The organism is Tundrisphaera macrotermitis (genome assembly GCF_051175315.1).
Lineage (GTDB): Bacteria > Planctomycetota > Planctomycetia > Isosphaerales > Isosphaeraceae > Tundrisphaera.
The window spans coordinates 4743217-4757892 of the sequence record NZ_CP195100.1 but is presented as its reverse complement, the minus strand read 5'-3'; the positions used below and the strand labels follow the sequence as shown (position 1 = coordinate 4757892).

The window sequence follows — 14676 nt, the reverse complement described above, 5'->3', positions numbered from 1 at the left end:
ATGGTCACCGGCTCGCGGGGGGCGGGCCGGTGCCGACCGGCGGCAGGTAGGCCGGGCGCGAGATGTCCACCGGCCCCACCTCGCCGGGCGGGCGGAGGTTGGCCAGCTCCCCGGCCGGGTAGCCCAGCGCGTGGAACATCCGGAACTGGGCCCGGTTGTACTCGCCCACGGTGAAGAAGTAATTATCCAGCGACACCTTGAGCTGGGTCAGGGAGAAGACGACTTCCTGGGGCCGGTTGACCAGCACCAGCACGTCGCCGAACCGCTGCGTCTGCTGGAGACCGGCGAAGTTGCCGTTGAAGGTCTCCGAGGCGGCCTTGAGAGCCCGGTCGGCCTGCCCCACCCGCGCCGCCGCCGACTGGAGCGCGGCGTGGGCCGCGGTGACCTCGGCCCCGACCCGGTCCTGCCACCGGGTCAGCTCGACGATGGCCCGCGACTGGTCGCCCCGTTGCCTCTTGATCCGGGCGACGTTGCCGATGCCGAACGCTTCGAGCTGCCAGACGAGCTGATAGCTCATGTCGAAGCGGCCGGTGAACTGGTTGAGGCTGCTGTTGGGCCCGATGCCGAAGACGCCCGCCTGGAGGTACATGCCGCCGGGGGCCTGGAAGCCGTTGATCCGCACTTCCGGCAGCACCGGCCGCATCTTCTCGCGGCGGACCCGCGCCTCGGCCGCCTCGACGCTGGCCTGGTTGGACGCCAGTTCGGGCCGGGTCGCCAGCGCGATCGGCATCAGTTCATCCAGGCCCTTGGCCGGGTCGATCAGCGTCACCTGCAGGTGGTCGTCCTCCAACGGCACCACCACCGCACGCGGGTCCAGCCGCAGCACCTGCGTCAGATCCGCGCTGCCCACCCGCCACGCCTCCCGCGCCGAGGTCGCCTGCTGCTCCAGCATCGCCAGCATGTTGCGGGCCCTTTGCGCCTCGTCGGCCGGCGCCAGGTCGCCGGCCAGCCGGTCGACCCGCTCCACCAGGTCGCGGCCCCGGTTGGCCGCGTACAGCGCACCGGCGTAGGAGCCCCGCGCCTCATGGACGGCGAAATACGCCTCGGCGGTCGCCAGCAAGGCGTCGTTCTTGGATGCCTGGACGTCGGCGTGGCGGGCCTTCAGTGCCTGGCGGGCGGCCAGGGGCTCGAAGATCGCGTCGGTCAGGTTGAGGATCTGGTGGATGCCGCCGCCGGCGTAGAAGAAGTTGACGCTGGGGGCGGTGAGGATGCCCTTGTTGAAGTCCGGCCCGCCGCCGTCGTGGCGGACATAGTCGGCCCCGAACACCAGCTTCGGCACCCAGAGGACGCGGGCCCTTTTGAGTTGGGCCTCCGCCACCCACACGCTGGCCTGGGTCGCGGCGATCATCAGGGGGCGGGCGTCGGACAGCCGCAGGGCCGTGGCCAGGTTGATCGGCAGCGGGACGTCGTCCGGCTCCAGCGGGGCGGGCTGGAACCGCAGGTCCACGGCGTTGCCGTCGGCGGGCCGGGCCACCGGCGCGGGGGCCGTCGGCGGGGGGTCGGTCAGGGCCGGCGGCAGGGTGTTGGCCGGCAGGTCCTGGGCCGGGGCGATCGCCGGATCGGATTTGGGCGCGGCGGGCTTCGCGGAGGCGGTCCCGGCGTGGGGCCGGGGCGGGATGGCGGGGCCCGCCGCCCGGAACAGCCCCGCCCCCCTCCGGTGGGCGGCGGCGGGCGGTGCGGATACCTGGGCCCATCCGGGGGCCGGCGCGATCCCGCCGAGGGCCAGGGACAGGAGCAGGAATCGGACGCCTGGGGCGGATCGATCCCAGGCGGCGGTGCCGGGATTCCCCTCGATTCGGCCGACGATCGCCCTTCGAACCATTTCCATGCTCCGCATGCGTGATCGCCGATCCTTGGCGATCCTGGCCGGCCTCGGGTGGTTCATCGGCCCACAACGGCCTCGGGGATGACCGGAATGGCGGGGAATTCCCCGGCCGGCCTCAAAGCGGGACGATCGGGGCGCTCGCGGGGAGGACTTCCCAGATCGCCGTGTTGGGCAGCCCCAGCGCGGTCCCCTTGGCGCCGGGCCCCCTGGTGACGATCCAGTCGAGGGTGTCGGCGAACTTCGCCGGCCGGTAGCGGACGCGCTGGAAGATCCCCGAGGGCCCCGGGATGGCCACGCCCCGAGAACCGCCGAAGTCGAACTCGAATCCGGCCGAGGTCACGGGCTTCAGCGGGTAATACTGCTTGGTGAAGATGTAGAAGACCCGGAACTCGCCCGGCTTCCATTGATCCCCCTCGGCGATCGCCGGGAACGACTGGCGTTGGCCGGTGATCCGGACGCGGAAGTCGTTGGACGCGTCGAAGGTCCGCTGCGTGCTGTTCCTCACGCTCACCGAGAGGATGTTGTACATCTGGCCGGGCACCGGCACCTTGCCCTGGACCTTGATCTGCTGGAGCGGGGGGACCAGGCGGGCGATGCCGTTCTTCGGCACCGTGATCCGGGAGAGCTGCAACTTCGGATTCCGGGCCGCCGGGGCCGCCGCGTCGAACAGTTCCACGCCCCCGTCGTCGGCGGCCGGCGCGGGCGGCGAGTCCAGGGCGATCACGACCCCCGGCACCGCGGGCGCCGCGGTGAGCATCAGCTTCGCCTCGAACCGCTCCAGGCCGGGGCGAAAGGTGAGGGCCGGCCGTGGACGCATGGCATTCCCATCCTGGGTCGGGGGTTGATCGGTCGATCCGCTCCATCATCACCCATCAGGGATCGACATCTCACGGCCCCGGCCCGCAGGGAAAGTGTCAGCGGGCCCTGGGGGCGGGGCCGTTGCCACCGTCCAGGGACCGGAGGTGCGGGGCGATCGTGTCCGGGAACGCCGGGGCCCCGGCGTAGGCGCCGAAGCCGGCCGATCCGAACCCGCCGGCGTTGCTGCCGCTGGCCCCGCCCGCTGTGTAGAGCGGAACCTGGGGCGGGACGTAGGGCACGCCCCAGCATCCGCCGTGGGTGAAGAACGGCGGCCCGAAGTCGGTCGCCATCGGGCCCCGGTTGCGGAGGTGGGGGCCGTGGCCATACTGGCCCCAGTTGCCGTGGCCTTCGGCCGGATAACGGACCCCGTGGTCGCCCGCCGGGGCCTCATTGCAGCCCATGAAGGCCAGCACCAGGCCGCCGACGGCCCATTTCCTGGAGATCATGATGACGTCCCGAGATCGCGGAGTGGTCACGGTGGGGCGGGCCGCCCGCCGACGCGAACGGCCCGCCCAACCTTACACCACGATTCCGGGGCGGGTGCCCTTGCCCGGGAAAGTCGATCCCCGGCTCAGCGGGTCGCGGGAGGAGGTCCATTCCCGACCGGCGGCAGGTAGGCCGGGCGCGACACGTCCACCGGCCCCACCTCGCCGGGCGGGCGGAGGTTGGCCAGCTCCCCGGCCGGGTAGCCCAGCGCGTGGAAGGTGCGGAACTGGGCCCGGTTGTACTCGCCCACGGTCATGAAGTAGTTGTCCAGGGCCGTCTTCAGCTGCATCAGGGCGAAAACCGCCTCCTGGGGCCGGTTGACCAGCACCAGCACGTCGCCGAACCGCTGCGTCTGCTGGAGACCGGCGAAGTTCCCCTCGAAGGTCGTCACCGCCGCCCGCAGGGCCCGGTCGGCCTGGCCCACCCGCGCCGCCGCCGACTGGAGCCGCGCCTGGTTGCGGGTCACGTCCGCCGCGACCCGGTCCTGGACCATGAACAGTTCGATGATCGCCCGCGACTGCTCGCCCCGCTGCTCCTTGATCCGGGCGGCGTTGCCGATGCCGAACGCCTCCAGCTCCCAGATCGCCTGATAGCTGAGGTCGACGCGGCCCGACCACTGGTTCATGCTGCTATTCGGGCCGATGCCGAAGATGCCCGCCTGGATCTGCTCGCCCGGGGTCTGGAACCCGTTGATCAGGACGCTCGGCAACAGCGGCCGCATCTTCTCGCGCCGCAGGCGGGCCAGGGTGGCCTGCACCAGCGCCTGGTTGGCGGCCAGTTCCGGTCGATTGGTCAGGCCGATCGGGATCAGCTCGTCCAGCGACTTGGCCGGGTCGATCAGCGTCACCTGCAGGTGGTCGTCCTCCAGCGGCACCACCACCGCCCGCGGGTCCAGCCGCAAGACCTGCGTCAGGTCCGCGCTGCCCACCCGCCACGCCTCGCGAGCCGAGGTCGCCTGCTGCTCCAGGGTGGCCAGCATGTTGCGGGCCCGCTGCGCCTCGTCGGCCGGGGCGAGGTCGCCGGCCAGCCGGTCGACCCGGTCCACCAGGTCGCGCCCCCGGTTGGCCGCGTACAACGCACCGGCATACGACCCCCGCGCCATGTGGACCCGGAAGTAGGCGTCGGCGGTGTCCATCAGGGCGTTGTTCTTGGACGCCTGGACGTCGGCGTGGCGGGCCTTGAGCGTCTGCCGGGCCGCGAGCGGCTCGAAGATCGCGTCGGTCAGGGCGACGTTCTGCCACATCCCCGCGCCGGCGTAGAAGAAGTTGACGCTGGGGGCGGTGAGGATGCCCTTGTTGAAGTCCGGCCCGCCGCCGTCGTGGCGGATGTAGTCGGCCCCGATGTTGAGCCGGGGCACCCACAGGACGCGGGCCCGCTTGAGCTGGGCCTCGGCCACCCACACGCTCGCCTCGGCGGCCGCCACCATCAGGGGCCGGGCGTCGGACAGCCGCAGGGCCGTGGCCAGGTTGATCGGCAGCGGGACGTCGTCCGGCTCCAGCGGGGCCGGGGCCAGCTTCGCCCCCTCGTCCCGCCCGGTCACGGCGAGCGCGGGCAGCCTCGTGGCGGGCCCGGCGGGCACGTCGGCGGCCCGCCCCGGACACGTGATGGCGAGCGGGATCAGCCAGATCGCAGCGGCGATCCGCAACCGGCGGGATCGTTCCATCGAGCGGGACTCCTTCCGACGATCCCTCCTGGGCGGGACGCTCCGCGCGCCGCGGGTCTGGCGGGACGTTGTCTAAGATCGACGCTTCCGCCCCGGATGTTGACGCCGAACCGGGTTTCGATCGGACCGATCCCTCGACGGGAGGCGGGGACCCGATCGACAGCACCTTCGCCGGTGTCGTATGCTCCGCCATCCGATCCACCCGCACCGAGGAGATTGCCGACCATGCGGACGTCCGCCGCGATCGCGCTGGGAATCCTGCTGGCGACCGCCCCCGCGATCCCCGCGCCGGCCGCCGAGCCCCCGGCGCCGACGACGATGGAGATCTGGCCCAAGTCGCCCCCCGGCGATGACGCCCCGATCGACCCGGAGAAGGCCACGACCCGGGCCGACGGCACCATCACATCGCTGACCAACGTCAGCAAGCCGACGATCACGGTCCGCCGGCCCGGGCCCGACAAGGCCAACGAACTGGCGATGGTGATCTGCCCCGGCGGGGGCTACAACAACCTGGCCTGGGACCACGAAGGCGAGCAGGTCGCCCGCTGGCTCAACGAGATCGGGGTGACCGCCGTGCTGCTCAAGTACCGGGTGCCCCGCCGCCCCGGCACCCCGAAGGGGGAGCAGCCGGTCCAGGCCCTGATGGACGCCCAGAGGGCCCTGAGCCTGACCCGCGCCCATGCGGCCGAGTGGGGGATCGATGCCAAGCGGATCGGCATCCTCGGCTTCTCGGCGGGCGGCCACCTGGCGGCCTGGGCCTCCACCCAGCCCGACCATCGCGCCTACGAGGCCGTGGACGACTCCGACCGGGCGAGCTGCCGGCCCGACTTCGCCGTGGTGATCTACCCGGGCGGGATCTACAAGCGCGGGGAGACCGAGATTGCCCGGGAGATCGCCGTCACGGAAGCGACCCCGCCGATGTTCATCGCCATGTCCAACGACGACCCGGTCGGGCCCGAGAACGCGGCCCATCTCTACCTGGCCCTGAAGCGGTCCAAGGTCCCCGCCGAACTTCACATCTATGCCACCGGGGGCCACGGCTACGGCCTGCGTCCCAGGGACGATCCCAGCTCGTCCTGGCCGCGACGGTGCGAAGAATGGCTCCGCCACCAGAAGCTCATGCCGACGCCGGGGAAATGAGGGTCGGACGCATTCCCGGGATCTCGCAGGTTCCGGGAACCGCAGGCCGGCTCCGGGCGTCCAAAACGAACCCAAGGCCCGCCGGGAGGAGGAGGGTCGCCCGCGCGCAACCACTTCAACCTGGCGAAGCTGAGGGGGCCTGGCAATTGGCCCGCAAACTTGACAGGGGTCCGGGCACGGGTTAACTTGAACAGGGATTCTCCCCGGTCCTGGCCGGGGGCATCGACGCCATCGTCGGGACCTCGCGAGCCACGGGGACGATCGGTCGGGCGTCATCGGAACCCGAGTCTCGTCTTGTCTTTCGATCACGGCCCCGGGCGTCCGCCCGAGCCGGCCGACTCGACCCACGATCAATCCGTCCGCCTTGGATTCCGGCGTCGGGGATCAAACCAAAAGGTCAGCGAACATGATCCAGGTGCTCGCCCCGAAGATGCCGCGGGGATGGTCGTTGGTGTGGCTCTGGCTCGCCTTGGCCACCGCGATGACCTCGTCCGTCCCCGCGCAGGACGGGCGACCCGTGCCGAACCCCGATGCCGCCAAGGCCGCGGCCGACGCGAAGCCGCCCGACGAGGCGCCTCCCGCGGCGAACGGCGACAAGCCGGCCCGGCCGCCGCAGGAGATCTTCCAGGATCCCAGGTCGAAGCAGGCGCTGGCCATCTTCAACCCCCTGCCCTATCCCTCGCCCTCGCTCAGGGTCATGGGCAATCCCAACGATCGCGACACCATCAGGAACATGGCGGCCGGCTCCATCGCCCCCAACCCCGACCTGATCAAGCGGTATGTCGAGTACTTCGCGGCCGAGCTGTCCAAGAAGGACAACCTGAACGCGTTCATCAACCCGCAGCCCAACACCCCGGCCAACGCGGTCCGCGCCATCGACCGGGCGGTCACCGACCTGATCACGCCGATCACCGTCGCCCAGGCGAACAACAACCCCGGCAACTTCCTGGGGATCTACGCCCGCCAGCTCTTCGACTCGTCGTTCATCAAGCTGCTGGACAACAACCTGATCGCCCGCATCGAGGCGGTGATCGTCCTGGGGATGGTCGGCAGCAGCGTGCCCAAAGATCTGGACCTCTACATCAACCAGATCAACAACCCGGATCAGGTGATGTGGGTCAAGCAGTGGGCCGCCCGCGGCCTGACCGCCGCCACCAAGGATGGCAAGGCGGTCCTGGACGCCACCAAGACGACCCAGGCCGTCGAGGCGTTGACCAAGTTCCTGGCCGGCGACGCCAAGACGATGCCCTGGCCGGTCCAGATGCGGGCGTTGGAGGCGATGGCCTCGCTGCGGACCGCCGTCAGCACCACCTCCCGGGGCCGGATCGACGCCGCCTCGGTCGTGATGCCCTACCTGATCGACCCCGAGGGGCGCCCCGAGGTCCGGGCCTGGGCCGCCCGGGCGCTGGGCTGGATGACGGTCCCGACGACCGTCCGGGGCTACAACTTCGCCCTGCTGGGCGACGCCATCGGCCGGCTGGCCGCCGACCTCGGCGACCGGATCGTCGCCGAGTACGACCGCAACGCGGACGACTTCACCAACCGCTCCGACGAGGCCGCCCTGCTGACCGGCTTCCTCCTGTTCCAGACCTTCGGCGCGATCGGCGGCGAGCCCGGCGTCAAGGAGGCCGGATTGCCCCAGATGACCCACCCCGACGCCCGGGCCCAGTCTTCCTATTTCAAGGAGCTGAGCGACCGGATCCAGGCGGAAGCCAAGCAGGCCGTCGACCTGCTCCGGTCCGGCGGCGCCGACCAGAAGGGGCAGCGGGACAAGCTGGCCGAGCGGGTCAAGGAACTCCGCGAGTTCCTCGCGACCAAGCCGCCCAAGGATCGCAGGCTCGTCCCGCCGGACGGCCCGGAATTCCCCGCCCCCCCCGCTCAAGTGGCCGGTGCCAAGGCACCTTGACCGGCCCGGGGGGGACCGAACCCCTCCGGCCGTCCCCGTCCTGCTGATCCCGGAGATCCGCGATTACCAGCGGATCAACGCCGAGCTGGTCGGACTGCTCGACGCCGGGCATCGGCGCGTCCGCCTCGAAGGGGTGGAAGGCCAGCGTCTCCTGATCGCGGGGCTGGTCGGATCCTGGGAGGCCGTGGTCGAGCTGGATGGCCGGCCCGGCCCGGAGTGCGCCGCCGACCTCGACGCCCCGGGGCTGGTCGTCCGCTGCTCCGGCCGCGCCGCCGACGGGGCCGGGCGGGGCCTGAAGGCCGGCCGGGTCCTGTTCCGGGACGGGGCCGGCGACTCGGCCGGGTACGGGCAGGGGGGCGGCCTGCTGGTCATCCTCGGCCCGATCGGCCATCGCGCCGGGCTGGATCAGGCGGGCGGGACGTTCGCCGCCCTGGGGCCGGTCGGACGCCTGGCCGGCGAACGCCAGTCGGGAGGTCGGCTGTTCCTCGTCGGCGGCCGGGTCGGGCCCCATGCCGGGCGCGGCCAGCGGGGCGGCCGGCGGATCGAACTGCCCCTGGATGCGGGGGCCGGCCCGGAGGATCGGGCCGCGTGGGATGAGGTGCTGGACCTGGCCCCGGAGTGGCCCGGCCCGGCGGCCTCGGACGGTTGATCGGGCGACGAGACGAGGAGGATGGATGCTCGCGCGAGCGCGTCTGATGCCGGCCCTGGCCGCGGTGCTCGGGTTGGCCCTGGCCGGATGCCGCGAGGAGCTGGGCCCGGAGCGGCTGCCGACGACCACCGTCCGCGGCGTGGTCGTGGCCGGGCCGAGCCCGGTGGCCGGCGGCTGGATCGAGTTCCTGCCGGTCGAGGGGACGCCGGGCAACCCCCGTGTTGCCCGCCTGGCCGGCGATGGGACGTTCGTGGCCGAGAAGGTCCCGGTCGGCCGGGTCCTGATCCGGTTCGAGCGGCTCGACCTGCGGGGGGCCCGGATCGCCCCGGGCGTGGTGGACCCGGCCCTGTTCCGCACCTACAACTCGCCGGTCCGCCGGACGATCCCGGCCGTACCCGGCCCGCCGGTCCGGATCGACCTGTTCGAGGAGTCGATCCGCGCGGCCGGCCGGCGCCGGGCCGGGCGGAGGCGGAAGCGGTCGGGCCAGGGCGGATCGGCCGGGACGGCCCCGGACGGGGGATCCGAGCCCCCCTCCGGCGGGGTCGAGCCGACCATCCGGATCATCTATCGCGACGGGGCGGGGACGATCCACCTCGACTGGCCGACGGCGAAGGTGGCCCAGGCGGTGGCCGATGCCGGCGGGACGGCCTGGATCGACATCGAGGGGCTGGACTCGGGCTGCGCGGTCCATGTCGAGGCGATGCTCCGGGACGTGTTCCGGTTCCACCCGCTGGCCATCGAGGACGCCCTCAAGGACACCCACGTCCCCCGGGTCGACGACTGGGGCCAGTACCTCTACCTGGTCGCCGGCACCATCGACTTCGACCCCGAGGACGACTCGCTCCGGCTCCACGAACTGGACATCTTCCTCGGCCCGAACTACCTGGTCACCTACCACAACGAGCCGGCCCCGGTCCTGGACCGCCAGCGCCAGAACATCGAGCGCGAGCCCGACGGGCGGCTCCGCCACGGCGTCTCGCACCTGCTCTACCGGCTGCTGGACGTGATCGTCGACGACTTCCTGTTCGCGATGGAGCACCTGGACACCGCCATCGACGACATCCAGGACGAGATCTTCGACGACCCGGACTCCTCCACCCTCCAGAAGATCCAGGAGATCAAGCGCGGGGCCCTGCGGGTCCAGCGGATCCTCCTGCCGTTCCGCGAGGCGATCAACCGCCTGGCCCGCGACACCTACGCGGTGATCCCCGGCGAGAACCGGGTCTATTTCCGGGACGTGTATGATCACCTGGTGCGGATCCACGACATCGCCGAGAACCTGCGCGACCTGATCTCCGGGGCGCTGGACACCTACCTGTCGGTGGTCTCCAACCGGACCAACGACGTCATGAAGGCTTTGACTCTGGTCACGGTCATGTTCCTGCCGATGACGTTCCTGGTGGGGTTCTTCGGGATGAACTTCTTCGGGCAGACCCTGGAGTTCACCTCCCCCCCGCTGCCCAGGGCGATGTTGTTCTGGGGCACCATGGCGATCATGCTCGCCACGCCGTTCGGGATCGCACTGATCGCCAGGCGACGCGGCTGGTTCTGATGGGATAAGATGATACAGATCGCTCCCGCTGTCGCCGCCCGAGGCATGACCACCATGACGACCCGATGGAGGTTGCGGCCGTTCGACGCCGATCGCGTCGCCTCGCTGAGCCGGGAGGCGTCCATCCCCCCCCTGATCGCGCAGCTCCTCCTGAACCGGGGCGTCGCCGACGGCGCCGGGGCGGCCTCGTTCTTCGACACCCGGCTGGTCGGGCTCCACGACCCGGAAAGCCTCCCCGGCGTGGTCGAGGCCGCCGACGCGATCGTCAAGGCGGTGCGGGACCGGCGGCGGATCGTGATCTACGGGGACTACGACGTCGACGGCGTCTGCGGCACGAGCATCCTCTGGGACTGCCTCCGCCTGGCGGGGTCGCACGACGTCCGCTACTACATCCCGCACCGGGTCGAGGAGGGGTACGGCATCAACGCCGACGCCCTCCGGAAGATCGCCGAGATGTCCCCGGGCGCGCTGGTGGTGACCGTCGACTGCGGGATCTCGGCCGTGGCCGAAACCCGGCTGGCGCGGGAGCTTGGGCTGGGCCTGATCATCACCGACCACCACACGATCGGCCCCGCCCTGCCCGAGCCCGACGTGCTGGTCCATCCCCGCCTGCCGGGCGGGTCGTATCCGTTCGGCGAGCTGTGCGGCTGCGCCGTGGCGTTCAAGCTGGCGTGGCAGATCTGCAAGGGGTTCGGCGACGGCAAGAAGGCGTCGCCGCACCTCCGCGACTTCCTCATCCGCTCGATCGGCCTGGTGGCGATGGCCACGGTCGCCGACGTGATGCCGGTCCACGGCGAGAACCGGATCCTGATCCACCACGGCCTCTCCGGCCTGGCCAAGACGGCCAGCGAGGGGCTGAAGGCCCTGATGGAGATCTCCGGCGTGGTGGGCAAGAAGGCCCTGACCACCTCGACGATCGGCTTCGGCCTGGCCCCGAGGATCAACGCCGCCGGCCGCCTGGAACGGGCCATGCACGCCGTCGAGATGCTGACCACCGACGACGCCGACCGCGCCCGCGAGCTGGCCGTGGCTCTCGACGAGTGCAACGCCCGCCGCCAGCAGGTCGAGCGGGCGATCGTCGAGGAGGCCCACGCGATCATCGACGCCCAGGGCGGGCTCAACGGCCGGGGCGCCATCGTCCTGGGCCGACCGACCTGGCACCCCGGGGTGATCGGCATCGTCGCCAGCCGGCTGGCCGAGGCCTACCACCGCCCCGCCATCATCGTGGCCCTGGGGCCGGAGATGGGACAGGGCTCGGCGCGGTCGGTCTCCGGGTTCAACCTCTACGACGCCATCCACGCCTGCTCCGAACGGCTGACCGGGTTCGGCGGCCATTCCGCTGCGGCGGGCATCAAGCTGCCCATTGCCCATTTCGAGGCTTTCGCCGAGCAATTCGAAGCCCATTGCCGCCAGGCCCTGTCGGCCGAGCAGTTGCAGAAGACGCTGAACATCGACGCCGAGGTCCCCCTGGGGACGCTGACGCTCAAGGTGGTCGAGTCGATCGAGGCCCTGGAGCCGCACGGGATCGGCAATCCCCGGCCGCTGCTGGTGGCCAACAACGTCAAGGTGATCGGCGAGCCCCGGACGATGGGGGAGCGGCAGGACCACGTCCGGATCCGCATCGCCCAGGGCAACACGACCCTGGGGGCGATCGGCTGGCGGATGGCCGAGCGGGCCAAGGTCCTCCGGAATGGCACACCCTGTGCGATTGCATTCCATCCTTCGGTGAACGAGTGGAATGGCCGCCGCGAGGTCCAGCTCGAGCTGAAGGATTTCCGGGTCGACGGTGCCGAGCATGCCCAGTCCGCGTGAGCCATCCGGCGAGTTCATCGCACGCCAGGTGCAGGAGAAAGGGATCGACGACGCCCGGACCCTGGCCGCCATCCGCAGGGTCCCCCGCCCCCGATTCCTCCCGCCAGAAGTCCGCTCCCAGGCCCTGGAAGACGCCGCCGTCCCGATCGGCCAGGGGCAGACGATCAGCCAGCCGTACATGGTCGCCGCGATGACCGCGCTGCTGGATGTCCGCCCGGAAGACCGCGTGCTGGAGATCGGCACGGGCAGCGGCTACCAGACGGCCATCCTGTCCCTCATGGCCCGGATGGTCTACACGGTCGAACGCCAGCGGGACCTGTCGCTCCGGGCCCGTGGGGTGCTGGAAGGCTTCGGCGTGACCAACGTCCGCTACCTGATGGGGGACGGGACCCTGGGCTGGCCCGAGCATGCCCCCTACGACCGCATCCTGGTCACCGCCGGCGCCCCGGCCCTGCCCCGCCCCCTGTTCGACCAGCTCGCCGAGGGGGGCATCCTGGTCGCCCCCCTCGGCGGCGACGAGGTCCAGCATCTCTCGGTGATCCGCAAGCAGGCCGGCCAGCCGGTCGAGCGGCGCGAGATGTCCTGCCGCTTCGTCAAGCTGATCGGCGAGCAGGGCTGGTCCGAGACGCCCTGATCCGTCGGCCACGCCGCGGCCTTCCCGGCGAGGCGTGCAGGCCCGCGTTGTCGATCCCATCGCCGGTCGCATAGCATGGGAGGGGGGATGTCATGGGGCGCGACTCGCGAGCGGGCGGGAGGGGCCGGATCCGATGCCCGCACTCTACCGGATGCCGGTCTTCTACCTGGCCCTGATGGTCGGGGCCGTCGCCTTCGGGCTGGGCCGGGGGCGGACGACTCCGGAAGCCCCTGCGCCGGCCGTGGTCGCGGCCGCCCCGGCCCGTCCTCCCGAGGTGCCTCCCCCTCCCGATGACGGCATCCTCCGCACGCCGGGGGGGCTGCGGCGCAAGGTGCTGGTCAAGGATCTGGCGGTCACCTGCCGGGCCGATCCGGGCGGGACCGGGCCGGCCGTCGGGCCGCCGCTGGACTACTTCGCGATCCGGTACGTGTTCGGGGAGAAAGCCGGGTCGTTCCGGGTCGGCACCCGCGACGGGGGCCCCCAGGGGTGGATCCCGGCGGGGTCGGCCCTGGAGTGGGACACCCGCTTGATGGCCCGGCCCACGCCCCGCGCCGGGCGGCCGGCCCTGGTGATCTACCGGGAGCGGGACTGCCTGGCCGTCTCCCTGGCAAATCGCCCCTGCCCCCGCCACCCGGGCGGCTGCCCGACCGAGGGGGAGGAGTCCGACGGGGCCGGATCGCCGGGCGACGGCGTCGGGCCGACCCTGGGCTTCCCGATCCTGGAAACGCAGGCCGACGGGGGCCACACCCTGTTCGAGGTCGCCAGCCTGGTCCGCGACCAGGCCCCGCCGCCCCAGAGGGCCGCCGAGCCCCCGCCCGACCTCCGCCCGGCGCTGCGGTCGGTCTACGTCGCCTTCGCCATCGACACCACCAAATCCATGCAGGCGACGATCGACGCCGCCCGCCGCCTGGCCGGCGACCTGGCCCGATCCGCGAGCGAACGCCACGGCGACATCCAGCTCCGGCTGGCCCTGGTCGAGTATCGCGACGCCGACCCCCGCTATGGCTTCCGGGCCCGGGTGGCCAGCCGGTTCATGGACCCTCGGGGGTTCCTGGAAGCCCTGGGCCGGATCAACGCCGCCACCCGGGGGGATGGGTCCGTTTCGGAATCCGTGCTGGACGGGGTCGACCTGGCCCTGCCCGGCGATGGGCATGTCGACTGGCCGGGCGGGAGGATGGGCCAGTTCGCGACCAAGCTGCTGGTCCTCCTGGGGGACGCCCCCGACCACGCCCGCGACCTCGACCGGGCCAGGGCCCTGGCCGCGCGGGCCAAGGCGGCCGGGATCTCGATCGCCACCGTGGCCATCGACCGACCCGGCACCCTGTCGCGCGACGAGGTGGCCCGCTACCGCGCCCAGTGGCAAACCCTGGCCGACGAGTCGTATCGCCCCCTGGACAAGGCCACCGGGTACGCCGGGCCGATTCCCCCTCTGACGTTGGAGTTGAGCGATGGCGGGAACCTCCTGGTCGATCGCCTTCAGACCCTGATCGACGACCGGATCGACCGGGCTCGGACGCTCGCCGCGATGGCGGAGGCGGAGGCCGAGGGGCGGTTGCGCGAGTACGTCGACTCGCGAGGGCTGACGCTCGACCGGGTCGCCCCGATCCTGGTCGACCTCCACCGCGCCGACGAGCCCCGGGCCCCCGCCCGACCCGACCCCCGCCACGACGGCCGCAAGGCCCCGTCGGTCCGTCGCGGCTGGATCGCCGAGAAGGCCGGCGGCCGGCCCCTGGTCGAGGTCGGGATGCTCATGACCCGCGACGAGCTGACCGCCCTGATCGACGAGCTGGCCCGGCTCCAGCAGGCGGCCACCGGCTACGCCCGTGGGCTGTCCGACCTCCTGCCGATCGGCACCGCCGCCGCGACCGGCGAGACCTCGTTCCTGGACGCCGACCGGGGCCGCGTCTCCCCGGCCGACCACCTCCGCCGCCGCCAGGAACTCCCCCCGGCCCGCCCCGACAGCCTGCTCGGCCGCGCCGGGGGCGACCTCCGCTCCGCCGATCCCCTCGCCCTCGCCGCCCTGGAGGCCAAGCTCCGCGCCGGCCTGCTCACCCTCTCACGCCGCCACGACGACGACGACTGGACCACCCCCCGCCGCACCGTCGACGGCATGGCCCTCGTCCCCTATGCGGCGATCGACTTCTAGCCGGG

11 protein-coding genes are annotated in these 14676 nt (G+C 72.0%); 7 read left to right on the top strand and 4 right to left on the bottom strand.

What is annotated here, in order from left to right:
* Window positions 1-4: 4 nt before the first annotated feature.
* The 4 genes from TA3x_RS19245 to TA3x_RS19230 all read right to left on the bottom strand — a co-directional run bounded on the left by TA3x_RS19245 (window position 5) and on the right by TA3x_RS19230 (window position 4832).
* Window positions 5-1837 carry a TolC family protein gene (locus TA3x_RS19245; protein WP_435016285.1) on the bottom strand — a complete coding sequence of 611 codons (1833 nt, stop codon included), beginning with the start codon at window positions 1835-1837 and terminating at the stop codon, window positions 5-7.
* A gap of 103 nt (window positions 1838-1940) precedes the next feature.
* Window positions 1941-2642: a hypothetical protein gene (locus TA3x_RS19240; protein WP_435016284.1), complete on the bottom strand. Its 702-nt coding sequence runs from the start codon at window positions 2640-2642 to the stop codon at window positions 1941-1943.
* A 97-nt stretch (window positions 2643-2739) separates the two neighbouring features.
* Window positions 2740-3129, bottom strand: coding sequence for a hypothetical protein (locus TA3x_RS19235; RefSeq protein ID WP_435016283.1), 390 nt, complete (start codon window positions 3127-3129; stop codon window positions 2740-2742).
* Between the two features lie 125 nt (window positions 3130-3254).
* Window positions 3255-4832 (bottom strand): hypothetical protein, encoded by a 1578-nt coding sequence (locus tag TA3x_RS19230; protein ID WP_435016282.1) that lies wholly within the window; start codon window positions 4830-4832, stop codon window positions 3255-3257.
* A 225-nt stretch (window positions 4833-5057) separates the two neighbouring features.
* Between TA3x_RS19230 and TA3x_RS19225 the strand changes: the two genes are divergently transcribed.
* From TA3x_RS19225 to TA3x_RS19195, 7 genes are all read left to right on the top strand, one after another.
* Window positions 5058-5972, top strand: coding sequence for an alpha/beta hydrolase (locus TA3x_RS19225; RefSeq protein ID WP_435016281.1), 915 nt, complete (start codon window positions 5058-5060; stop codon window positions 5970-5972).
* 406 nt (window positions 5973-6378) lie between these two features.
* Window positions 6379-7878 carry a hypothetical protein gene (locus TA3x_RS19220; RefSeq protein WP_435016280.1) on the top strand — a complete coding sequence of 500 codons (1500 nt, stop codon included), beginning with the start codon at window positions 6379-6381 and terminating at the stop codon, window positions 7876-7878.
* A complete protein-coding gene (locus TA3x_RS19215; protein ID WP_435016279.1) occupies window positions 7862-8527 on the top strand; it encodes a glutamate synthase in 666 nt (221 codons plus the stop codon). Before TA3x_RS19220 ends, TA3x_RS19215 begins: the two co-directional genes overlap by 17 nt.
* A gap of 25 nt (window positions 8528-8552) precedes the next feature.
* Window positions 8553-10079, top strand: coding sequence for a magnesium/cobalt transporter CorA (gene corA, locus TA3x_RS19210; RefSeq protein WP_435016278.1), 1527 nt, complete (start codon window positions 8553-8555; stop codon window positions 10077-10079).
* Window positions 10080-10133: 54 nt separating this feature from the next.
* Window positions 10134-11891 carry a single-stranded-DNA-specific exonuclease RecJ gene (recJ, locus tag TA3x_RS19205; protein ID WP_435016277.1) on the top strand — a complete coding sequence of 586 codons (1758 nt, stop codon included), beginning with the start codon at window positions 10134-10136 and terminating at the stop codon, window positions 11889-11891.
* Complete coding sequence (locus TA3x_RS19200) at window positions 11875-12525, top strand: protein-L-isoaspartate(D-aspartate) O-methyltransferase (RefSeq protein WP_435016276.1); 651 nt, start codon at window positions 11875-11877, stop codon at window positions 12523-12525. Before recJ ends, TA3x_RS19200 begins: the two co-directional genes overlap by 17 nt.
* Window positions 12526-12658: 133 nt before the next feature.
* Window positions 12659-14671 carry a vWA domain-containing protein gene (locus TA3x_RS19195; protein WP_435016275.1) on the top strand — a complete coding sequence of 671 codons (2013 nt, stop codon included), beginning with the start codon at window positions 12659-12661 and terminating at the stop codon, window positions 14669-14671.
* The last annotated feature ends 5 nt before the right edge of the window (window positions 14672-14676 follow it).

Coding starts and splice junctions, on each gene's coding strand:
- TA3x_RS19200 (WP_435016276.1), top strand. CDS start 11,875: ATGCCCAGTCCGCGTGAGCCATCCGGCGAGTTCATCGCACGCCAGGTG.
- TA3x_RS19245 (WP_435016285.1), bottom strand. CDS start 1,837: ATGCGGAGCATGGAAATGGTTCGAAGGGCGATCGTCGGCCGAATCGAG.
- recJ (WP_435016277.1), top strand. CDS start 10,134: ATGACGACCCGATGGAGGTTGCGGCCGTTCGACGCCGATCGCGTCGCC.
- TA3x_RS19230 (WP_435016282.1), bottom strand. CDS start 4,832: ATGGAACGATCCCGCCGGTTGCGGATCGCCGCTGCGATCTGGCTGATC.
- TA3x_RS19195 (WP_435016275.1), top strand. CDS start 12,659: ATGCCCGCACTCTACCGGATGCCGGTCTTCTACCTGGCCCTGATGGTC.
- TA3x_RS19220 (WP_435016280.1), top strand. CDS start 6,379: ATGATCCAGGTGCTCGCCCCGAAGATGCCGCGGGGATGGTCGTTGGTG.
- TA3x_RS19235 (WP_435016283.1), bottom strand. CDS start 3,129: ATGATCTCCAGGAAATGGGCCGTCGGCGGCCTGGTGCTGGCCTTCATG.
- TA3x_RS19225 (WP_435016281.1), top strand. CDS start 5,058: ATGCGGACGTCCGCCGCGATCGCGCTGGGAATCCTGCTGGCGACCGCC.
- corA (WP_435016278.1), top strand. CDS start 8,553: ATGCTCGCGCGAGCGCGTCTGATGCCGGCCCTGGCCGCGGTGCTCGGG.
- TA3x_RS19240 (WP_435016284.1), bottom strand. CDS start 2,642: ATGCGTCCACGGCCGGCCCTCACCTTTCGCCCCGGCCTGGAGCGGTTC.